17 protein-coding genes and 5 tRNA genes are annotated in these 21374 nt (G+C 42.4%); 1 reads left to right on the forward strand and 21 read right to left on the reverse strand.

Translation table 11 applies throughout. The annotated features are described in order from the left end of the window. Window positions 1–278 precede the first annotated feature (278 nt). On the forward strand, window positions 279–1868 hold the full coding sequence (locus tag B4Q04_RS20650) for a peptide chain release factor 3 (RefSeq protein WP_088697961.1): 1590 nt from the start codon (window positions 279–281) through the stop codon (window positions 1866–1868). 57 nt (window positions 1869–1925) lie between these two features. On the opposite strand, the gene B4Q04_RS20655 is transcribed toward B4Q04_RS20650, so the two are convergent. From B4Q04_RS20655 to B4Q04_RS20755, 21 genes are all read right to left on the reverse strand, one after another. After that, window positions 1926–2237, reverse strand: a complete 312-nt coding sequence (locus B4Q04_RS20655; RefSeq protein ID WP_013992025.1) for a DUF3467 domain-containing protein — start codon at window positions 2235–2237, stop codon at window positions 1926–1928. 53 nt (window positions 2238–2290) lie between these two features. Beyond that, on the reverse strand, window positions 2291–6589 hold the full coding sequence (gene rpoC / locus B4Q04_RS20660) for a DNA-directed RNA polymerase subunit beta' (RefSeq protein WP_013992026.1): 4299 nt from the start codon (window positions 6587–6589) through the stop codon (window positions 2291–2293). A gap of 54 nt (window positions 6590–6643) precedes the next feature. Continuing rightward, window positions 6644–10453: a DNA-directed RNA polymerase subunit beta gene (rpoB, locus tag B4Q04_RS20665; RefSeq protein WP_088697962.1), complete on the reverse strand. Its 3810-nt coding sequence runs from the start codon at window positions 10451–10453 to the stop codon at window positions 6644–6646. Between the two features lie 144 nt (window positions 10454–10597). Then, a complete protein-coding gene (gene rplL, locus B4Q04_RS20670) occupies window positions 10598–10996 on the reverse strand; it encodes a 50S ribosomal protein L7/L12 (protein WP_353939145.1) in 399 nt (132 codons plus the stop codon). A 32-nt stretch (window positions 10997–11028) separates the two neighbouring features. Next, window positions 11029–11544, reverse strand: a complete 516-nt coding sequence (rplJ, locus tag B4Q04_RS20675) for a 50S ribosomal protein L10 (RefSeq protein WP_013992029.1) — start codon at window positions 11542–11544, stop codon at window positions 11029–11031. A gap of 28 nt (window positions 11545–11572) precedes the next feature. Next, the gene (gene rplA, locus B4Q04_RS20680) at window positions 11573–12262 is read right to left on the reverse strand and encodes a 50S ribosomal protein L1 (RefSeq protein WP_013992030.1); all 690 of its coding nucleotides are present in this window, start codon (window positions 12260–12262) and stop codon (window positions 11573–11575) included. A 20-nt stretch (window positions 12263–12282) separates the two neighbouring features. Continuing rightward, window positions 12283–12720: a 50S ribosomal protein L11 gene (gene rplK, locus B4Q04_RS20685; RefSeq protein WP_013992031.1), complete on the reverse strand. Its 438-nt coding sequence runs from the start codon at window positions 12718–12720 to the stop codon at window positions 12283–12285. A 67-nt stretch (window positions 12721–12787) separates the two neighbouring features. Continuing rightward, window positions 12788–13339, reverse strand: coding sequence for a transcription termination/antitermination protein NusG (gene nusG, locus B4Q04_RS20690; RefSeq protein ID WP_013992032.1), 552 nt, complete (start codon window positions 13337–13339; stop codon window positions 12788–12790). Window positions 13340–13348: 9 nt separating this feature from the next. Further along, entirely contained in the window at window positions 13349–13537 is a 189-nt protein-coding gene (secE, locus tag B4Q04_RS20695) for a preprotein translocase subunit SecE (RefSeq protein ID WP_046287312.1), read from the reverse strand. Window positions 13538–13558: 21 nt separating this feature from the next. Beyond that, window positions 13559–13631, reverse strand: a tRNA-Trp gene (locus B4Q04_RS20700). 69 nt (window positions 13632–13700) lie between these two features. Continuing rightward, window positions 13701–14888, reverse strand: coding sequence for an elongation factor Tu (gene tuf / locus B4Q04_RS20705; protein ID WP_013992033.1), 1188 nt, complete (start codon window positions 14886–14888; stop codon window positions 13701–13703). Window positions 14889–14943: 55 nt separating this feature from the next. Beyond that, window positions 14944–15015 (reverse strand) — tRNA-Thr (locus B4Q04_RS20710). 71 nt (window positions 15016–15086) lie between these two features. Next, a tRNA-Gly gene (locus B4Q04_RS20715) sits at window positions 15087–15159 on the reverse strand. Window positions 15160–15217: 58 nt separating this feature from the next. Next, window positions 15218–15299 (reverse strand) — tRNA-Tyr (locus B4Q04_RS20720). 27 nt (window positions 15300–15326) lie between these two features. Next, window positions 15327–15400, reverse strand: a tRNA-Thr gene (locus B4Q04_RS20725). A gap of 102 nt (window positions 15401–15502) precedes the next feature. Next, window positions 15503–15805, reverse strand: coding sequence for a ribosome hibernation-promoting factor, HPF/YfiA family (hpf, locus tag B4Q04_RS20730; protein ID WP_088697963.1), 303 nt, complete (start codon window positions 15803–15805; stop codon window positions 15503–15505). 39 nt (window positions 15806–15844) lie between these two features. Next, the gene (locus tag B4Q04_RS20735; RefSeq protein ID WP_088697964.1) at window positions 15845–16735 is read right to left on the reverse strand and encodes a tyrosine-type recombinase/integrase; all 891 of its coding nucleotides are present in this window, start codon (window positions 16733–16735) and stop codon (window positions 15845–15847) included. Between the two features lie 142 nt (window positions 16736–16877). Continuing rightward, a complete protein-coding gene (rpsU, locus tag B4Q04_RS20740; protein WP_038234876.1) occupies window positions 16878–17072 on the reverse strand; it encodes a 30S ribosomal protein S21 in 195 nt (64 codons plus the stop codon). Window positions 17073–17196: 124 nt separating this feature from the next. Then, window positions 17197–18366, reverse strand: coding sequence for an acyl-CoA dehydrogenase family protein (locus tag B4Q04_RS20745; protein ID WP_088697965.1), 1170 nt, complete (start codon window positions 18364–18366; stop codon window positions 17197–17199). Window positions 18367–18377: 11 nt separating this feature from the next. After that, window positions 18378–19262 carry a ComEA family DNA-binding protein gene (locus B4Q04_RS20750; protein WP_046287313.1) on the reverse strand — a complete coding sequence of 295 codons (885 nt, stop codon included), beginning with the start codon at window positions 19260–19262 and terminating at the stop codon, window positions 18378–18380. Window positions 19263–19282: 20 nt separating this feature from the next. Continuing rightward, the gene (locus tag B4Q04_RS20755) at window positions 19283–21352 is read right to left on the reverse strand and encodes an amino acid carrier protein (RefSeq protein ID WP_013992038.1); all 2070 of its coding nucleotides are present in this window, start codon (window positions 21350–21352) and stop codon (window positions 19283–19285) included. Between the last annotated feature and the right edge of the window lie 22 nt (window positions 21353–21374).

The raw sequence follows: 21374 nt of genomic DNA on the forward strand, positions 1-21374 counted from the left end.
TTGATTCCAGAAATTATGATTTATCCGCTAAAGACCTATATATTCGGTGAAGCGAGCACATCAAATCGGTTTGACGAACTTAGACTCCGACGAAACACGCTAGAAATCAAACATCAATAACAGCATATCGAATTTTTCCGTAGTTGGTCGACACACCACAATCTGCCCGTAAAAGGTTGATGGAACAAACTCCACATCAAAAAGAAGGACTTTATTTTTAAGCGCCGTTCCCCTCTAGATAAACTATAATTTAATGTATTTTTGCACAAATTTTCTTCATGAGTTTTAAAGAACAAATCCAACGACGTAGAACTTTCGGAATCATATCCCACCCCGATGCCGGTAAGACCACATTAACCGAAAAACTACTGTTGTTCGTAGGGGCCATTCAAGAGGCAGGTGCCGTTAAAAACAATAAAATAAAGAAAACGGCCACCAGTGACTTTATGGAAATAGAACGCCAAAGAGGTATTTCCGTTGCTACATCCGTACTCGCCTTTATATATAAGGACAAAAAAATAAACATACTTGATACGCCCGGGCACAAAGATTTTGCCGAAGATACATTTAGAACCCTGACCGCCGTAGATAGCGTCATCGTTGTAGTCGATGTTGCCAAAGGCGTTGAGGAACAAACCGAAAAACTGGTACAGGTATGCCGTATGCGCAACATACCGATGATCGTATTCATCAACAAATTGGACAGGGAAGGTAAAGACGCTTTCGACCTGCTCGACGATCTGGAACAAAAGCTTGGCCTATCGGTGACCCCTTTGAGTTTTCCGATCGGTATGGGTTATGATTTTAAAGGTATTTACAATATTTACGAGAAGAACATCAACCTCTTTAGTGGAGACAGCAAAAAAAATATTGAAGAAACCATTGCCTTTGATTCTTTGGAAAGTACCGAACTAGAAAACATTATCGGCAACAAGGCCGCCGAGGAATTGCGCGATAACCTCGATTTGGTCAATGGTGTTTACCCCCCTTTCGATAAAGAAAGTTATCTAAAAGGTCAGCAACAACCGGTTTTCTTTGGTTCTGCTTTGAACAATTTCGGAGTTCGCGAGTTATTGGATTGTTTCATTGAAATCGCCCCTTCCCCACGCGCCAAAAAAGCGGAAGAAAGACTGGTTGAGGCCAATGAAAAGGAAATGTCGGGTTTTGTATTTAAGATACACGCCAACATGGACCCCAAGCACAGGGACCGTTTGGCCTTTATAAAAATCGTATCGGGCACTTTTGAGCGAAACAAACCCTATCTACATGTGAGAAACGGGAAAAAAATGAAATTTTCGAGCCCAAATGCCTTTTTTGCCGAGAAAAAAGAGATTGTCGACATATCCTATCCCGGCGACATCGTGGGTCTACACGATACGGGCAACTTTAAGATCGGCGACACCTTAACCGAAGGGGAAGCCCTTCACTACAAGGGTATTCCTAGTTTTTCCCCTGAGCACTTTAGGTATATCAACAATGCCGACCCCATGAAATCAAAACAGCTTTACAAGGGTATCGACCAGCTGATGGATGAAGGTGTGGCGCAATTGTTTACCCTAGAACTAAACGGAAGACGCGTTATCGGTACCGTTGGCGCCCTACAGTTCGAAGTAATCCAATACCGCCTCGAACACGAGTATGGGGCGAAGTGCACTTATGAAAACTTCCCCGTTTACAAAGCCTGTTGGGTACAGGCCGAGGACCCAAAAAACGATGAGTTCAAGGAATTCAAAAGGGTAAAACAAAAATTTTTGGCGAAAGACAAGCGCGGTCAATTGGTATTCTTGGCCGATTCTCAATTCTCATTGCAGATGACACAACAGAAATACCCAAGCGTTAAATTGCATTTTGTCTCCGAATTCGATTAAGAAAAGTACCGAACAAAAAAAAATGCCCTCTATTTGTAGAGGGCATTTTTTATGCGTTTAAGCTTCCCCTGTGGGACCGAAATTCATCGGAATAGGAGGTTGCTCATAATCTTTAATCGTTCCATGGGCGCTCTCAAAACGCTTCACGTTGTCATTTAATGCCTTCAAGAACTTCTTGGCATGTTGGGGCGTAAGCACAATACGGCTTTTCACCTTGGCCTTTGGCGCACCAGGCATCATACTAATGAAATCTACTACGAATTCAGAAACCGAATGATTGATAATAGCCAAATTGGAATAAATACCTTCGGCCGTTTTCTCATCAAGTTCAATATTGATCTGGTTCTGCTTTTGTTCTTTTTCGCTCATATGTAAAAAAAATAAACCCCCAATACAATGTATTGAGGGTTTGATATTTGAGTTTAAAATTTCAAGGCTTCCTTGCGGGCCATGATTTCATCGTACTCTTCCTTAGAGCCAACAATGATGTTCTCATAGTCGCGCATACCCGTACCTGCAGGTATCTTATGACCTACAATAACGTTTTCTTTCAAGCCTTCCAATGTATCTACCTTACCGCTTACGGCAGCTTCGTTCAATACTTTGGTCGTTTCTTGGAAAGATGCTGCAGATATAAACGATTTCGTCTGCAACGAAGCCCTTGTAATACCTTGCAATATTGGAGTAGCCGTAGCCGCAATCGCGTCTTTGGCCGTAACCAAGTTCTTATCGGAACGTTTCAAAACCGAATTCTCATCCCTTAGTTCACGGGCCGTAATAATTTGACCTGCCTTAAGGTTTACAGAATCACCTGGCTCAACAACCACCTTCTTACCGAAAATCTCATCATTTTCCTTGATGAAGTCATCTTTGTGAACCAATTGGTTCTCTAAGAATATAGTATCACCCGGATCTTGAATACGTACCTTACGCATCATCTGTCTTACAACAACCTCAAAGTGCTTATCGTTAATCTTCACACCCTGTAAACGATATACTTCCTGCACTTCGTTTACCAAGTACTGCTGAACGGCAGATGGCCCTTTGATCGCAAGAATATCCTCTGGTGTAATCGAACCATCCGATAGGGGCATACCTGCACGAACGTAATCGTTCTCTTGAACCAGAATCTGGTTTGAAAGTTTGACCAAATATTTCTTGACCTCGCCCAATTTAGATTCTATGATAATTTCACGGTTACCTCTTTTGATCTTACCGAAGGAAACAACACCGTCTATCTCAGACACTACGGCCGGATTAGATGGGTTACGTGCTTCAAACAGTTCCGTTACCCTTGGAAGACCACCCGTAATATCACCCGCCTTAGCAGATTTACGTGGTATTTTCACAAGGATCTTACCTTCTTTAATCTTATCTCCATCATCTACCATGATGTGAGAACCAACAGGAAGGTTATAAGAACGCAAGGTTTCACCCTTATTGTTTTGAATCAAAAGTGTTGGAATCAACTTTTTGTTTCTAGATTCGGAAATCACCTTTTCTTGGAAACCGGTCTGTTCATCAATTTCAACTTGGTAGGTAATACCTTGCTCGATATTCTCGTAAGCAATCTTACCTGGGAATTCGGAAACAATAACACCGTTATAAGGATCCCAAGAACAAATAACATCGTCTTTAGATACAGAGGCACCGTTCTTGATGAACAATTGCGATCCGTAAGGAATGTTGTTCGTACTTAAGGTTATACCCGTTTTCTTGTCAACGATTTTGATCTCAGAAGTCCTTGAGATTACAATTTCGGCAGATTTGCCTTCACCGTCTTCTCCAGTAACCGTTCTTAAATCTTCTATTTCGGCTATACCATTAAATTTAGCCGTCAACTTGTTATCCTCGGAAATGTTACCTGCAATACCCCCCACGTGGAAAGTACGCAAAGTAAGCTGTGTACCAGGTTCACCGATCGATTGTGCCGCAACAACACCAACGGCCTCACCGCGTTGTACCATTTTGTTGGTAGAAAGGTTTCTACCGTAACATTTGGCACAAATACCCTTAGGCGCTTCACAAGTCAATGCCGAACGTACTTCTATTTTTTCAATAGGCGACTCTTCTATTCGCTTCACATCAGCCTCTAAAATATGCTGACCTGCTTTCAAGATAAGTTCTTCCGTTAACGGATTGTATACATCGTGTAAGGAAACCCTACCAAGAACGCGTTCCCCTAGAGATTCTACAACTTCTTCGTTTTTCTTCAAGGCCTCGACTTCAATACCTCTTAGGGTTTCACAATCCTCGATGTTAATAATAACATCTTGCGAAACATCCACCAAACGACGGGTCAAGTAACCTGCATCCGCCGTTTTAAGGGCCGTATCCGCAAGACCCTTACGGGCACCGTGAGTTGAGATAAAGTATTCAAGAATTGAAAGTCCCTCCTTAAAGTTCGATAAAATCGGGTTTTCAATAATTTCACCACCACCTGCGGTAGATTTCTTAGGCTTGGCCATCAAACCACGCATACCTGTCAACTGGCGAATCTGTTCCTTAGAACCCCTTGCACCGGAATCAAGCATCATATACACAGAGTTGAACCCTTGCTGATCTTCGCGAATACGCTTCATAGCAAGCTCGGTCAACATGGCGTTGGTCGATGTCCAAACATCAATTACCTGGTTGTAACGTTCATTATTGGTAATAAGACCCATGTTATAGTTGGCCATAATGCCATCTACCTGACCATTTGCGTCAGCAATCATTTCATGTTTCTCTTGAGGGATAATAATATCACCCAAACTAAATGATAGTCCACCTTTAAAAGCGAACTCATATCCCATAGTCTTGATCTTATCCAAGAAATCTGCTGTAGTCGGTACATCGGTCACGGCCAAAATCCCGCCAATAATATCCCTTAGGGATTTCTTGTTCAGTACGTCGTTGATATAACCCGCCTGTTCCGGAACTTCCATGTTGAACAACACCCTACCCACTGTAGTCGGTATGATTTTGTACACCAATTCTCCTTCTTCATTAAAATCTTTTGCCCTAACCTTGATACCTGCGTTCAAGTTTACCTTGCCTTCATTGAAAGCAATTTCAACTTCTTCCGCAGAATAGAAAGTAAGACCTTCTCCCGCAATCGGAACTTCAGGTGTAGATTTTCTCTCTTTGGTCATATAGTACAGACCCAATACCATATCCTGGGAAGGCACGGTAATAGGCGAACCATTTGCCGGGTTCAAGATGTTATGCGAAGCCAACATCAATAATTGGGCTTCAAGGATAGCCTCAGGGCCCAATGGAAGGTGAACCGCCATCTGGTCACCATCAAAATCCGCGTTAAACGCCGTACATACCAATGGGTGAAGACGAATCGCCTTACCTTCAATAAGTTTTGGCTGGAAGGCCTGGATACCCAAACGGTGCAATGTAGGGGCACGGTTCAACAGTACCGGATGTCCTTTCAATACATTCTCTAGGATATCCCAAACTACCGGCTCTTTTTTATCTATAATCTTCTTGGCCGACTTCACTGTTTTAACGATACCTCTTTCTATCAGTTTTCTGATTACAAAAGGTTTGTAAAGCTCAGCGGCCATATCTTTTGGAAGACCACATTCGAACAATTTCATTTCAGGTCCAACGACGATTACCGAACGTGCGGAATAATCAACACGCTTACCCAATAGGTTTTGACGGAAACGACCTTGCTTACCTTTCAATGAGTCGGAAAGTGACTTCAAGGGCCTATTTGATTCGGTTTTCACCGCAGACGCTTTTCTTGTGTTATCGAAAAGAGAATCTACCGCTTCTTGAAGCATACGTTTCTCATTTCTAAGAATCACTTCAGGAGCCTTGATCTCTACCAATCTTTTCAAACGGTTGTTACGAATAATCACCCTTCTGTAAAGATCGTTCAAATCCGATGTAGCGAAACGACCACCATCTAGCGGCACCAATGGACGTAATTCTGGTGGGATCACCGGAATCACCTTCATAATCATCCACTCTGGTCTGTTTTCCCTATTTTCTTGAGATTCACGAAGCGCTTCAACAACTTGAAGTCTTTTTAGGGCCTCGGTCTTTCTTTGTTTGGAAGTCTCTGTATTGGCTTTGTGACGTAATTGGTACGACAAATCTTTTAAGTCGATACGGGCCAAAAGATCAATAAGACATTCCGCACCCATTTTAGCGATAAACTTGTTAGGGTCGGTATCTTCTAAATATTGATTCTCTACAGGAATAGACTCCAAAATCGTTAAGTACTCCTCTTCGGTCAAGAAATCCATTTTATTGATTTCTTCACCTTCAGGGCCTTTTGCGATACCTGGTTGTATTACTACGTAACGTTCGTAGTAAATGATCATATCCAACTTCTTCGATGGCAATCCCAAAAGGTAACCTATTTTATTAGGCAACGAGCGGAAGTACCAGATGTGGGCCACGGGCACTACCAAATTGATATGCCCTACCCTATCCCTACGTACTTTCTTCTCGGTAACTTCAACACCACAACGGTCACAAACGATACCACGGTAGCGGATTCTCTTATACTTTCCACAGGCACATTCGTAATCCTTTACAGGACCGAAAATACGCTCACAGAAAAGACCGTCACGCTCAGGCTTATGCGTTCTGTAGTTGATAGTTTCAGGCTTGAGAACCTCTCCTCTCGACTCCGCCAGAATTGCTTCCGGTGAGGCCAATCCTATGGAAATTTTATCAAACCTTTTTATTGGATTATTATCTTTTATTCTAGCCATAATCTAATGGTGATACTAATTAAAATGTGTGTTCTTCAATCGCTACAATCGATTCTATTCTTCCAAACGGATATCTAAGCCCAAACCTTTAAGTTCGTGCATCAATACGTTGAAAGATTCCGGTAAACCGGGCTCTGGCATGGTTTCGCCTTTGACTATTGATTCATAGGTCTTGGCCCTTCCGATAACATCATCCGACTTAACGGTCAATATTTCACGAAGTGTGGCCGAAGCACCATAAGCTTCCAATGCCCAAACCTCCATCTCACCAAAACGCTGACCACCAAATTGTGCTTTACCACCTAATGGTTGTTGCGTAATCAATGAGTATGGCCCAATAGAACGTGCGTGCATCTTATCGTCTACCATGTGGCCTAGTTTCAACATATAAATCACACCAACGGTTGCCGGTTGATCAAAACGTTTACCGGTACCACCATCATAAAGGTAGGTATGACCGAATCTTGGTATACCCGCTTGATCGGTATATTCATTGATCTGATCCAAAGTGGCCCCATCGAAAATTGGAGTAGCATATTTTTTACCCAATTTAAGACCTGCCCAACCCAATACGGTTTCATAGATCTGACCGATGTTCATACGAGAAGGCACCCCTAACGGGTTCAACACGATATCCACAGGCGTTCCGTCTTCCAAGAACGGCATATCCTCTTGACGAACGATACGAGAAACGATACCTTTGTTTCCGTGACGTCCTGCCATTTTATCCCCTACTTTAAGCTTACGTTTTTTGGCAATATAAACCTTGGCCAGTTTCATAATTCCGGCTGGCAATTCATCACCTACCGAAATCGTAAACTTATCCCTTCTTAAGTTACCCTGAAGGTCGTTCAACTTGATCTTATAGTTGTGGAGCAAATCGGCAACGGCTTCGTTCGTATCCTTATCCATGGTCCAGCTACCGCCTACCAAGTGAGCGAAATCATCAACCGCGTTCAACATTTTCAAGGTGTACTTCTTACCTTTTGGCAATACTTCCTCACCCAAATCGTTCAACACACCTTGCGATGTCTTACCATTGATCAAAGTAAAAAGCTTCTCGATCAAGATGTCTTTCAACTCTTGAAATTTCACTTCGTACTCCAATTCCAACTTGTTAAGCTCTTCCTTATCCTCAGAACGCTTACGCTTATCCTTAACTGATCGGGAGAACAGTTTTTTGTCGATAACCACACCACGCAATGAAGGCGATGCCTTTAAAGAAGCATCCTTAACGTCACCGGCTTTATCACCAAAAATGGCTCTAAGTAATTTCTCCTCTGGAGTCGGATCAGATTCCCCTTTAGGAGTAATCTTACCGATCAAGATATCACCAGGCTTCACTTCGGCCCCGATACGGATCATACCGTTCTCGTCCAAATCTTTGGTAGCCTCTTCAGATACGTTCGGAATATCATGGGTCAATTCCTCGGCACCTAATTTAGTATCCCTAACCTCTAAAGAATATTCATCTACGTGAATTGAGGTAAATATATCTTCGCGAACTACTTTCTCAGAAATTACGATCGCATCTTCAAAGTTGTATCCTTTCCAAGGCATAAAGGCAACAGTAAGGTTACGACCTAGGGCCAATTCACCTTTTTCCGTAGCATAGCCTTCACAAAGTACCTGACCTTTCTTAACCTTATCACCTCTTCTAACAATAGGTTTTAGGTTGATACTGGTACCTTGGTTGGTCTTTCTAAACTTGACCAAGTTGTAACTCTTCGAATCATCTTCAAAACTGACCAAACGCTCAGCATCGGTACGATCGTACTTTACAGTAATCATCTTAGCATCTACATACTCTATAGTACCATCACCTTCAGCGTTGATCAGTACCCTAGAATCGGATGCCACCTGACGCTCAAGACCGGTACCCACAATTGGGGACTGAGGCTTCAACAATGGCACGGCTTGGCGCATCATGTTTGAGCCCATCAGTGCACGGTTCGCATCATCATGCTCCAAGAAGGGAATAAGTGATGCCGAAATAGATGCAATCTGATTAGGAGCAACGTCAGTATAGTTTATTTCAATTGGATCTACTACCGGGAAATCGCCCTCTTCACGGGCAATAACCTTATCGGTATCGATCTGACCGTCTTCTTTCAACGGAATGTTCGCCTGGGCAATTTTCATTCCTTCCTCTTCTTCCGCACTTAGGTACACATACTCTTTTGTATTGACCTTGGCATTGTCAACCTTACGGTAAGGTGTTTCCAGGAAGCCCATAGGGTTTACCTTGGCAAAAACCGATAAGGAAGATATCAAACCAATGTTCGGACCTTCAGGAGTTTCAATAGGACAAAGTCTACCGTAGTGTGTATAGTGAACGTCACGAACCTCAAAACCGGCACGCTCTCTCGAAAGACCACCTGGCCCTAGTGCCGACAATCTTCGTTTGTGCGTAATCTCGGCCAATGGATTCGTTTGGTCCATAAATTGGGACAACTGGTTCGTTCCAAAGAATGAATTAATAACGGAAGACAAGGTCTTTGCATTAATCAAATCGATCGGGGTAAACACTTCGTTATCACGAACGTTCATACGCTCACGGATAGTTCTGGCCATACGGGCAAGACCTACGCCGAACTGAGATGACAATTGTTCACCAACAGTACGTACACGACGGTTCGAAAGGTGATCGATATCATCAATCTCCGCTTTGGAATTGATAAGTTCGATCAAATATTTAATAATAGTTATGATATCTTCCTTGGTCAAGACCTGCTTGTCCATTCCAATATCCAACTGTAATTTCTTATTCATACGGTAACGCCCAACCTCACCTAGGTTGTAACGTTGATCCGAAAAGAACAGTTTATCGATAATACCACGAGCCGTTTCCTCATCGGGCGGTTCGGCATTACGCAATTGACGATAGATATGCTCTACCGCTTCTTTTTCAGAGTTGGTTGGATCCTTCTGAAGCGTATTGTGAATGATGGCATAGTCAGACTGCGCATTGTTCTCTTTATGAAGCAGGATAGTTTTCACGTCCGCATCCAAGATTTCGGCAATATGATCTTTCTCCAACACGGTATCACGGTCAAGGATGATTTCGTTCCTTTCGATAGAAACAACCTCGCCCGTATCTTCATCAACAAAATCTTCGTGCCAAGTGTTCAATACCCTTGCAGCCAATTTACGGCCTAAAACTTTTTTAAGTCCCGCATTAGATACCTTCACCTCTTCAGAAAGGTCAAAAATCTCAAGAATATCTTTATCCCTTTCAAAACCGATGGCTCTAAAAAGGGTCGTTACGGGTAATTTCTTTTTACGGTCGATGTACGCATACATCACTCCGTTAATATCTGTAGCAAATTCGATCCACGAACCTTTGAACGGTATTACCCTGGCAGAATAAAGCTTAGTTCCATTCGCGTGAAATGACTGACCGAAGAAAACACCGGGAGAACGGTGTAACTGAGATACTACAACCCTTTCTGCACCGTTAATAACAAACGTACCACTGGGCGTCATATATGGAATGGTACCCAAATACACGTCTTGCACGATAGTTTCGAAATCTTCGTGCTCGGGATCGGTACAGTATAATTTTAATCGTGCCTTTAAGGGGACACTATAAGTAAGACCTCGCTCGATACATTCTTGTATCGAATATCTAGGCGGATCTATGAAGTAATCTAAAAATTCAAGTACGAACTGGTTTCTGGTGTCCGTAATAGGGAAGTTTTCCATGAAGGTGTTGTACAAGCCTTCATTGCCTCTTTCGTCAGATTTTGTCTCAAGCTGAAAAAAGTCTCGAAAAGATTTAATCTGAATGTCCAAGAAGTCCGGATAATCCGGCGTGTTCTTAGCGGATGCAAAATTTATTCTCTCAGTCTGTTGTGTGAACATCTATGGACAGTATTTTGAACGTGAATACTAAATTCGGGTCGTATACTTCTTCATATACGTGAATCTTACTTGTATAAAAAGGCTTAGGTCTAGCTCCGCCGGGGGCGAAAAAAGACCTAAACCAAAGTACTATGGTTGCTGATACTATTTAAGCTCAACTTCCGCTCCTGCTTCTTCCAAAGATTTTTTGATTCCTTCAGCTTCGTCTTTAGAAACACCTTCTTTTACAGCTTTAGGTGCGCTATCAACGATGTCTTTAGCATCTTTCAATCCAAGTCCGGTCAATTCTTTAACCAATTTAACAACTGCTAATTTAGAAGCACCTGCTGCTTTCAAGACTACGTCAAATTCTGACTGCTCTTCAGCGGCTTCGGCAGCTTCACCACCACCACCGGCGGCAACAGCAACTGCAGCAGCTGCAGGCTCGATACCGTATTCTTCTTTTAATATATCAGCCAACTCGTTTACCTCTTTTACGGTCAAGTTAACCAACTGTTCTGCGAAATCTTTTAAATCTGCCATTTTTCTATCGTTTAATAAAATTTTTAAAATATACTTAGTTTACTAGTGCGTACTTATCTTTCTGATAATGTCTTAAGAATGCCTGCCAGTTTACCACCACCAGATTTAAGTCCAGAAATAACGTTTTTGGCTGGGGATTGTAGCAATCCGATAACCTCGCCGATCATTTCTTCTTTAGACTTAATGCTTACGAGCGCATCTAAGTTTTCATCACCAATATATATAGCTTCCTCTACAAAAGCCCCTTTTAACAAAGGCTTCTCAGACTTCTTTCTGAAAGTCTTGATAAGCTTTGCGGGAGCATTCCCTACTTCTGAGAACATCAACGAAGTATTGCCCTTAAGCACTCCGGGAAGTTCACCGAATTCTTTTTCGGAAGCTTCCATTGCCTTAGCCAGCAATGTATTCTTGACTACCGCCAGTTTAACGTTTGCCTTGAAACAAGCTCTTCTCAAATCTGAGGTTTGCGTTGCATTCAATCCCGATATATCAGCTAAATAAATAGTACTGCTATCGGCCAACTGTGAAGTCAAATCCTGTATTACGTTTGCTTTTTCTTCTCTTGTCATACTGTAAATTTTGAACTACCCAGTTCGATTAAACTGTTTTTGGATCTAACTGAACACTTGGGCTCATGGTACTTGACATGAAAATACTTTTCATATAAACACCCTTAGCTGCAGCAGGCTTCATTTTCACTAAAGTATCTAACAACTCCTTGGCATTTTCAGCAATCTTGTCCGCAGAGAAAGAAGCTTTCCCTATAGCAGCGTGAACGATACCTGTTTTATCTACTTTAAAATCTATTTTACCAGCTTTTACATCGGATACCGCTTTTGCAACATCCATTGTAACTGTTCCCGTTTTTGGATTGGGCATAAGACCCCTTGGCCCTAATACTCGTCCTAAAGGACCTAGTTTACCCATAACACTTGGCATAGTGATGATAACATCAACATCTGTCCAACCGCCCTTGATTTTATCCAAATACTCATCTAATCCAACAAAATCAGCACCAGCTTCTGTCGCCTCTGCCTCTTTATCCGGGGTTACCAAAGCCAAAACCTTAACATCTTTACCCGTACCGTGAGGTAGTGTTACCACACCACGTACCATTTGGTTCGCTTTTCTTGGATCTACACCCAAGCGCACCGCCAAATCAACAGACGCATCAAATTTTGTATTGGTAATTTCTTTTACCAAAGCTGCACCTTCACTAACCGAGTAAAGCTTATCTTTCTCGATTTTAGCGTGGGCCTCTTTTTGTTTCTTAGTTAATTTTGCCATTTCAAATTGCTTTTAAGATTTTAGAAAGGTCGCTTACCTGCAACTTTAAGACCCATAGACCTAGCTGTACCGGCAATCATGCTCATTGCTGATTCTACCGTAAACGCATTAAGGTCAACCATTTTGTCTTCGGCAATTGCCTTAACTTGGTCCCAAGAAACACTACCTGACTTTACTCGGTTAGGTTCGCCTGATCCTTTTTTAATCTTAGCCGCTTCCAAAAGCTGAACTGCCGCTGGTGGTGTTTTAACGACGAAGTCAAACGACTTGTCTTTATACACGGTGATAACAACAGGCAATACCTTGCCCTGTTTGTCCTGCGTACGAGCATTGAACTGCTTACAGAACTCCATGATGTTAACGCCGGCAGCACCTAAGGCGGGTCCAACCGGTGGCGACGGATTCGCAGCACCTCCCCTAACTTGTAGTTTAACTACTTTACCTACTTCTTTTGCCATTGTTTAAAATTAAATTTAAGCTGTATTATTTTGGAAGCAACACAACTTTAAATATGTAACACTTAACTTATACTTTCTCTACTTGCATATAACTGAGCTCCAACGGTGTTTTTCTTCCGAAAATCTTAACCATCACCTCAAGCTTACGCTTCTCTTCGTTGATTTTCTCAACAGTACCGTTGAACCCGTTAAAAGGCCCATCAATAACTTTTACCGTTTCACCATGTGTAAATGGAATAGCTACCGTATCGGTATTAACCGCCAACTCATCAACCTTACCTAACATTCTGTTCACTTCGGCCTTTCTCAACGGAACAGGGTCACCCCCTTTTGTTTCGCCCAAAAAACCAATAACGTTCGTAATCGAACGTATAATATGAATCATTTCTCCACCAAGGTTGGCCTTAATCATTATATAACCAGGAAAATAAACCCTTTCCTTGTTAATCTTTTTTCCGTTACGAATCTGAATCACTTTTTCAGTAGGAACAAGAACATCTTCCAAATAATCGGAAAAACCATGACGCTCTACCTCACTCTCGATATAACCTTTGATCTTGTTCTCTTGACCACTGACCGCCCTCACTACATACCATTTCTTTTCCAATACTTCTGACATAGCGAACGACTAGTTTAATACGTTATCGAAATATAAGCGAACCAACTTACTGAATACCGTATCTACACCCCAAGTCGCCAAAGCGAACAAAATAGAGAAAACAGCCACAACAACCATTAAATTAGATGATTCGGCCCTCGGAGGCAAAGTAACATTGTTACGAAGCTCCTCTATAGATTCTTTTATATACGTTAACATAATGATTCTTACTTAAATTCGCACGGGAGGAGAGACTCGAACTCCCGACACCTGGTTTTGGAGACCAGTGCTCTACCAACTGAGCTACACCCGTTTATAATTGCATTTAAAGGTGTCCCACTAAAGCAGAACACCCTTAAATACATTATTCTAATACAATAGATTAATCTATAATCTTGGTAACTTGACCAGCACCTACAGTTCTACCACCTTCACGGATAGCGAAACGTAGACCTACACTCAATGCAATAGGCTGAATAAGCTCTACTGTAATAGTAAGGTTATCACCGGGCATAACCATCTCTACACCAGAAGGAAGAGCGATGTTACCAGTTACGTCAGTCGTTCTTACGTAGAACTGTGGACGATAGTTATTGTGGAATGGTGTGTGACGACCACCTTCTTCTTTTTTAAGGATATAAACCTCAGCTTCGAATTTAGCATGCGGCTTAACAGAACCTGGCTTACAGATTACCATACCTCTGCTGATCTGGGCTTTTTCAATACCTCTCAACAAGATACCTACGTTATCACCAGCTTCACCTCTATCCAAAATCTTACGGAACATTTCAACACCAGTAATAGTAGAAGTCAATTTCTCAGCTCCCATACCGATGATTTCAACAGGATCACCTGTATTGGCAACACCAGTTTCAATACGACCTGTAGCAACAGTACCACGACCAGTAATCGTAAATACATCTTCAACAGGCATCAAGAAATCCTTATCAACGTCCCTAGCAGGCAATTCGATCCAGCTATCAACAGCATCCATCAATTCCATTACCGTATCAACCCACTTTTGCTCACCGTTAAGGGCACCTAAAGCAGATCCAGAGATTACAGGTCCATTATCACCATCATACTCGTAGAAAGAAAGCAATTCCCTTACTTCCATTTCAACTAGCTCTAAAAGCTCCTCATCGTCAACCATGTCAACTTTGTTCAAGAATACAACGATTCTTGGAATACCAACCTGACGACCTAAAAGGATGTGCTCACGTGTTTGTGGCATAGGACCATCGGTAGCAGCAACAACAAGAATAGCACCGTCCATTTGGGCAGCACCAGTAACCATGTTCTTTACGTAATCCGCGTGACCAGGACAGTCAACGTGCGCGTAGTGACGGTTAGCTGTTTGGTACTCAACGTGTGAAGTATTAATAGTAATACCTCTTTCTTTTTCCTCAGGAGCATTGTCAATAGAATCAAAGCTTCTAAGTTCAGACAAACCTGCATTCGCTAATACTGTAGTAATAGCAGCAGTCAATGTTGTTTTACCGTGATCTACGTGTCCAATAGTACCTATATTCAAGTGCGGTTTGGAACGATCAAAAGTTTCCTTTGCCATTTTTAATAAATTTTAATCTTAGTTATATATTAGTGTACAAATAATGCCTTAGTTGAGCCAACGACGGGAATTGAACCCGTGACCTCTTCCTTACCAAGGAAACGCTCTACCCCTGAGCTACGTCGGCTTATTAGGTTCAAGGTTCAAGGTTCAATGTTTTTCTGATCGGAACCATACAACATTACCTTGGTTCATTAGAGCGGGAGACCGGGTTCGAACCGGCGACATTCAGCTTGGAAGGCTGACGCTCTACCAACTGAGCTACTCCCGCAAATTATAATACTACAATATTTCAAAACCCGAATAAAAACCAGGCTTTTTAAAAAAAGTGGGGAGAGCAGGATTCGAACCTGCGAAGACATAGTCAGCAGATTTACAGTCTGCCCTCGTTGGCCGCTTGAGTATCTCCCCAAAACATTTTTTTTAAAGAACTTTTAGAGCCGATGGAGGGACTCGAACCCACGACCTGCTGATTACAAATCAGCTGCTCTAGCCAGCTGAGCTACATCGGCCTTTCCACGCTATTTTCAGCATAAAAAAGTCCGCTATTTCTAACGGACTGCAAATGTATACGTTTTTTTGTTTATTCAAAACAAAAATTAGAATTTTTTTTATCAAGCTTGCACCCTTGATTTCTCCTTGTGTTTTATCAGCTTTCTTTCCAGCGAGTTACAACATGAGTCAATTGCCCCCTCAAAAGTCTTACATTGCTTTTTTATTACAAATTTATCCCCAGGGATATTCAACTTTATCTCCACTATTTTATTTTCCTTCGAACTTGTATTCTCCACCTTCAAATACACATCGGAACTAATGACCTTATCATAAAAGGTCTCAAGCTTATCCATTCTGTTCTGCAAAAAATCGATGAGTTTTCGATCCGCATTAAAATTTACTGATTGCGCATTTACTTTCATAGGTTATAGTTTTTTATGTTAACAATGAAATTGATCTCACTACTTCTTGGCCCGTGGGTGAGCCTTGGCATGCACCTTTTTCAATTCAGCTATACCATTGTGCGTATACACTTGGGTAGAAGCCAAACTCGCATGCCCCAACAACTCTTTGACCGAATTTATATCGGCCCCTTTGTTGAGCATATGCGTAGCAAAGGTATGTCTCAAGATATGGGGACTCTTTTTCACCTTGGACGACACCTTACTAAAGTACTTATTTATTAATCGATAAACAAGGGTTTCATATATTTTGTCACCGGATTTCAGCAAAAAAACATAGGCTTCATCGGACACTTTCGGCAAGGCCTCCCGCTTAACAAAATATTGGGAAAACAAATCAACCGTAGACCGCAATAAAGGCACTATACGTTCTTTATTCCGTTTACCCAGCACCTTGATCGATCGAGCAGGCAAATCAACGTCATACAGCTTTAAATTTACCAATTCGGCCCTCCTGATACCCGTGGTATAGAACAGCTCTATAACCAACCGGTCACGAACACCTTCAAAGTCATCGGAAAAGTCCACCTGAAAAAGGGCATCTTCCATTTCCTTTTCCGAAAAAGGAACCTCTATTTTCTTCGCCGTTTTCAAGGCTTTATGTTTTGCCAGGGGATTTACCGAAATACCCCCTATTCCTTGCAAAAATTTATAGTAAGCCTTTAAGGCGGCCATCTTCCTGTTTATCGTTCGGTTCGAAATACCGGACTCAACCAAATCGACCACCCAAGTTCGAATTACGGAATACGACACCCCATCTATGGCCCCACTCCCGTGACGCCGGGCACAGAAATCGATAAAAGACCCAATATCCTTTTTATAAGCATTTACGGTATGCTCCGAATAATGCTTCTCCAAGGAAAGATATGATATAAACGACTCTAGCGCCATGTTACGAAGTTACCTTTAAATCTTAAGATTCATCTAACGCTAAATTTAAGGATAGATTGTAAAACATCCTAAGACATATCCCAAACAAAAAAAATCCCATCTTACGATGGGATTTTCTTATTTGTACACTTAGTAAAGGATATTAAATTTCTTCTTTATCCCTTAAACCTTGAATGTATTCTGCTTTTTGTATCTGCGCTCTGCGCTCAACGGAGGGTTTTGTGAATTGCTGACGCTTACGTAATCTACGCATCGTACCCGTTTTATCGAATTTACGCTTGAAACGTTTCAAAGCCCTATCGATGTTTTCTCCTTCTTTTACTGGTATAATTAACATTGGCTACTACCTCCTCTCTTTAGAATTAAGGCTGCAAATATATAAACTTATTTAGAATTGAGCACTACTTGTTTTTAAATTATTTGTCAATTTTTAACAGCACTCCTTTATTTACAAGTCATGGCTAGTCTTTAGGCAGACGATATTCTTTTTTATCTATGATGATTTTAGCGATAATTTCCTTGAGGATTTCAGAGGTACCCCCTCCTATCGGCCCTAATCGGCTATCCCTGAACATACGAGCCATAGGATAATCTTCGATATACCCGTAACCTCCTAAAAACTGCAAGCAATCATAGGCGACCTTATCGGCCATTTCCGTAGATTTCAACTTTGAAATAGTAGCTTCACGTACCACATACTCCCCTTTGTTCATTTTGTAGACGACCCCATAATTGTACTGCTTACACAGATCCATACTGGCATGGCCGTCGACCAACCTATGCCTGAGGGCCTGATATTGATTTATAGGCTTCCCGAAAGTTTCCCTTTCGGACATATATTGCATAGCGTACTCAAGGGCATATTCGGCCCTTGCATGGGCATTGATTCCCATAACCAAACGTTCCAAGGCAAAGGCCTCCATTATAAAGGTAAACCCCTTGCCCTCGCACCCCATTAAATTCGAAGCGGGAACCCGTACATTATCAAAAGCCAATTCCGCCGTATCCGAGGCACGCCAACCCAATTTATTGAGCTTACTGGCCGAAACCCCTTTACTATCCAAATCGACAATAAAGATACTTATCCCTTTGTTTCCTGCGGACGGATCGGTTTTTGCGGCAAGTATGCAATAATCGCCGTACACCCCATTCGTAATAAAGGTCTTTGAACCGTTGATGATATATTCATCCCCATCTCTTAGCGCCGTCGTTCTCATTCCGGCCACATCACTGCCACCGAAGGGCTCAGTAACCCCCAGACAGCCGATTTTCTCCCCATTGACACTTGGGGTCAAATACGCCAGCTTCTGTTCGTGGTTGGCATTTTTGTTCAGATGCGTCATAGCCAAGTAAGCATGCGCCCACATTGCGGCGGCAAAACCACCGGAATTTACCCTTTGAAGCTCTTCCAAGAATATTACGGTATAAAAGAGATCCAATCCTAATCCCCCATAGGCTTCATCGGTTGCAAGGCCGAAATACCCCATTTCACCGAACTTTTTCCAAATAAAAGACTCTATGGTGCCGGTAGCTTCCCATTTATCGATATGGGGAATCACTTCTTTCGACAAAAAATCCCTGAGACTCTCTCTAAATAACTGATGTTCTTCAGTAAAGTACATGCTCTGCATAGCAATTCAATTTATAAGGCCAAATATAACTTAATTCTATCAATCTTCTCTATTGGAAAATTCTCGATTTTTGACAATTCATCAAAAGAAACAAGGTTTCCATTAACGTTTCTGTAATTTACTATGCTCTCAGCGACTTCTTTTTGAATATATACTAATTTTGACAAGCTTTTGGCCGATGCCGTATTAATGTTAATTTTTTCAACAACGGGCTTTTTCAACACTTGAAAGCGCTCTAATGTGCGCTCGACCACCTCAGGTTTTAGCCCGTAAACATCATAAAGCTGCTCATTGACTAGAAATCCCCCGAGCCGATTCCTGAACTTTACGATTCTGGCGGACAAGGTTTCCCCAATCCCATTGACCTCTTGAAGTTCTTGGGCCGTTACTTCGTTCAAATCGCGAATCCCAAGATTTGCCCCATACTCCCTTTCTGGAATACCCGATACGGTAACTCCCTTTTGAACCCTTTCTTTCTTTCGGACCCAGTCGGGAAATTTAAAATATGGGGATATGGCCCGAAGCAAGGAATCGGAAACTCCGGTTACCTTTTGAAACCCTTCTACGGAATTGACAAATTTACCTGCTTTCCGGAACCGGTGCAACCTATCTATTTCATCTATGGACATTCCTAAGGTATACCCTTTGTAATCGGTAATGTAATTGGGATTGAACGGATATATCTTCACCGAGTCCTTTTGCTGCGACCTAACCTTTAAGCTATCGATTTCAGACTGAAGCCGGGAATCTAGCCAAAAAGAGCTATCGCCGCTTTCAGCGGTTACACTACGAAGGATAAAAAAACCGATTTGAAGGGCTATTATTATGAACAACAAATAAAAAATCCCACTTCGTTCCTGTTTATTGAACCTGAAGTGGGATTTAAAATTTTCCATACGCATGCAATGCGCCAATATTACTTAGCGGCTACCTGCTTTTTAAAAAGCTCGTTCGCCTTTAATTTTTTCCAGTAAGAATTCAAATCCCCCTTAACCTCACCGGACATAATATAGAGACCGATAATATTAGGAAAGGACATGGCCAAGATCATCATATCCGAAAAATCGAGTACGGCCCCTAAACTTACCGAAGCACCTACTACTACGAATACCAAGAAAAGCATCTTGTATACCATTTCAGATTTTTTGCTCTTCCCAAAAAGATAGGTCCAAGCACGCATACCGTAATACGACCAAGAAATCATGGTCGAAAAGGCGAAAAGGAATACCGCCAAGGCCAAGACATAAGGAAACCAAGAAATCTGGCTTCCAAAAGCATCGGAGGTCAACTGCGCACCGGCCAAGCCCTCAACCTCGTGCATACCGGTAAAAATCAATACCAATGCCGTAAGGGTACACACCACTACCGTATCTATAAAGGGCTCTAGAAGGGCCACGAAGCCTTCAGATGGTGGATGATTGGTTTTTGCCGTACTATGTGCAATAGCGGCGGAGCCTACTCCCGCCTCATTGGAGAAGGCCGCCCTTTGAAAGCCTATCACCAGCACACCTACAATCCCCCCTTTTAGGGCCGATGGGTTAAACGCCCCTTCGAATATGGCCGAAAACGCCGGTCCGATATTCTGTATATTCATAATGATAACGGCCAAGGCCGCTACAATATATATTGAAGCCATGATCGGCACTACCCGACCGGTAACCTTTGCAATACTGTTGATTCCCCCGATAATAACGACACCCACAAGAATGGCGGTTATAACACCGAACCAGAAACCTTGACCTTCCAAGGCCGGAAACTGGCCCGCCAATTGTTCGAAAGATTGGTTGGCCTGAAACATATTGCCCCCGCCAAAAGATGCACCAATGGCCAAGACGGCAAAGAAGCCTGCCAATATCTTACCAAAGCCCTTCATATTTCGCTTTTCAAGACCGTATCTCAAATAGTTCATCGGACCTCCAAAGACCCTACCGTCAGGAAGGATATCGCGATACTTGACCCCTAGGGTACATTCCACGAACTTAGAGGACATCCCTAGCAAACCACAGACGATCATCCAAAATGTAGCTCCCGCCCCTCCTAAGGACACGGCTACGGCCACACCGGCAATGTTACCCAAACCTACGGTACCCGATACCGCCGTTGCCAAAGCCTGAAAATGGGTTACTTGACCGGGCGCATCCGGATCGTCGTATTTTCCTTTGGCCAAGTCAATGGAATGCTTAAACCCTTTAATGTTTATAAAGCCCATTCGCAGCGTAAAGAACGTAGCTCCGAAAACCAACCAGATAACAATAAAAGGTATACCATTTGAAATCGGATCACCGTTCGGGTGTTGCATTGCCACAGGCTTATCGTATTTTATTTCCGCAAGGTAATGGGCCCCTTGCTCGATAACGTGCTTTGCGTTTTCTGAATTATAGATAACCTTTCCTTCGTCGACCAAATATTTCAACTGGCCATTGGCAGGGGCTACAACCGTAGTATCGGCCTGGCCATTACTGGAAATCACCGCTATCTTATCTCCTTTTTGAACCTTTTCCCCTTCAGCCTTAAGCCACTTTTTGAGAACAAACCTATCTTGAATATTACTGGTCCAACCCGGTGTTCCTACCAATTTGACATCGGCATAAACTATGGGGTCGTAAATACCCACTGCCGCAAAAGGATCCCAAAACAGTACCGATCCAAGGGCGCTCACCGCAGGGGTCATGGTACCGTTAAAAATCTCTACTATTGCCTCGGGCTTCACTTTAAAGGTCTTGGTCTGGGAGTTACCGGCAGCATCGGTTACCGTTAATGTATAAGGTATACCTTCTACCAGTCCACTTGACCTTTTTGAAGTTAAAGAAGTTGCTTGATTGCTCCACTTATAGGTATAAGGAGGGGTACCTCCTGTTACATCTGCTTCAATTACACCGTCATTTATTCGAGGGGAAGGATTATAGACTTTGCCTTTTACGACAAGTTCTTGGGAAAAGGCTACTACACCTAGTAGCAAAAAAAACAATAAGGTAAATTTCTTCATATTAATCTTTGTAGGTTCGATG

Source organism: Zobellia sp. OII3 (genome assembly GCF_002211465.1).
GTDB classification, from domain to species: Bacteria; Bacteroidota; Bacteroidia; order Flavobacteriales; family Flavobacteriaceae; genus Zobellia; species Zobellia galactanivorans.

Excerpts from the sequence above, each read along its gene's own strand:
- B4Q04_RS20745 (WP_088697965.1), bottom strand. The coding sequence starts at position 18,366 with ATGCAGAGCATGTACTTTACTGAAGAACATCAGTTATTTAGAGAGAGT.
- B4Q04_RS20735 (WP_088697964.1), bottom strand. The coding sequence starts at position 16,735 with ATGGCGCTAGAGTCGTTTATATCATATCTTTCCTTGGAGAAGCATTAT.
- B4Q04_RS20655 (WP_013992025.1), bottom strand. The coding sequence starts at position 2,237 with ATGAGCGAAAAAGAACAAAAGCAGAACCAGATCAATATTGAACTTGAT.
- rpoB (WP_088697962.1), bottom strand. The coding sequence starts at position 10,453 with ATGTTCACACAACAGACTGAGAGAATAAATTTTGCATCCGCTAAGAAC.
- rplJ (WP_013992029.1), bottom strand. The coding sequence starts at position 11,544 with ATGACAAGAGAAGAAAAAGCAAACGTAATACAGGATTTGACTTCACAG.
- rplK (WP_013992031.1), bottom strand. The coding sequence starts at position 12,720 with ATGGCAAAAGAAGTAGGTAAAGTAGTTAAACTACAAGTTAGGGGAGGT.
- hpf (WP_088697963.1), bottom strand. The coding sequence starts at position 15,805 with ATGAAAGTAAATGCGCAATCAGTAAATTTTAATGCGGATCGAAAACTC.
- B4Q04_RS20750 (WP_046287313.1), bottom strand. The coding sequence starts at position 19,262 with ATGGAAAATTTTAAATCCCACTTCAGGTTCAATAAACAGGAACGAAGT.
- secE (WP_046287312.1), bottom strand. The coding sequence starts at position 13,537 with ATGTTAACGTATATAAAAGAATCTATAGAGGAGCTTCGTAACAATGTT.
- B4Q04_RS20650 (WP_088697961.1), top strand. The coding sequence starts at position 279 with ATGAGTTTTAAAGAACAAATCCAACGACGTAGAACTTTCGGAATCATA.
- nusG (WP_013992032.1), bottom strand. The coding sequence starts at position 13,339 with ATGTCAGAAGTATTGGAAAAGAAATGGTATGTAGTGAGGGCGGTCAGT.
- rplA (WP_013992030.1), bottom strand. The coding sequence starts at position 12,262 with ATGGCAAAATTAACTAAGAAACAAAAAGAGGCCCACGCTAAAATCGAG.
- tuf (WP_013992033.1), bottom strand. The coding sequence starts at position 14,888 with ATGGCAAAGGAAACTTTTGATCGTTCCAAACCGCACTTGAATATAGGT.
- rpoC (WP_013992026.1), bottom strand. The coding sequence starts at position 6,589 with ATGGCTAGAATAAAAGATAATAATCCAATAAAAAGGTTTGATAAAATT.
- rpsU (WP_038234876.1), bottom strand. The coding sequence starts at position 17,072 with ATGTTAATTATACCAGTAAAAGAAGGAGAAAACATCGATAGGGCTTTG.
- B4Q04_RS20755 (WP_013992038.1), bottom strand. The coding sequence starts at position 21,352 with ATGAAGAAATTTACCTTATTGTTTTTTTTGCTACTAGGTGTAGTAGCC.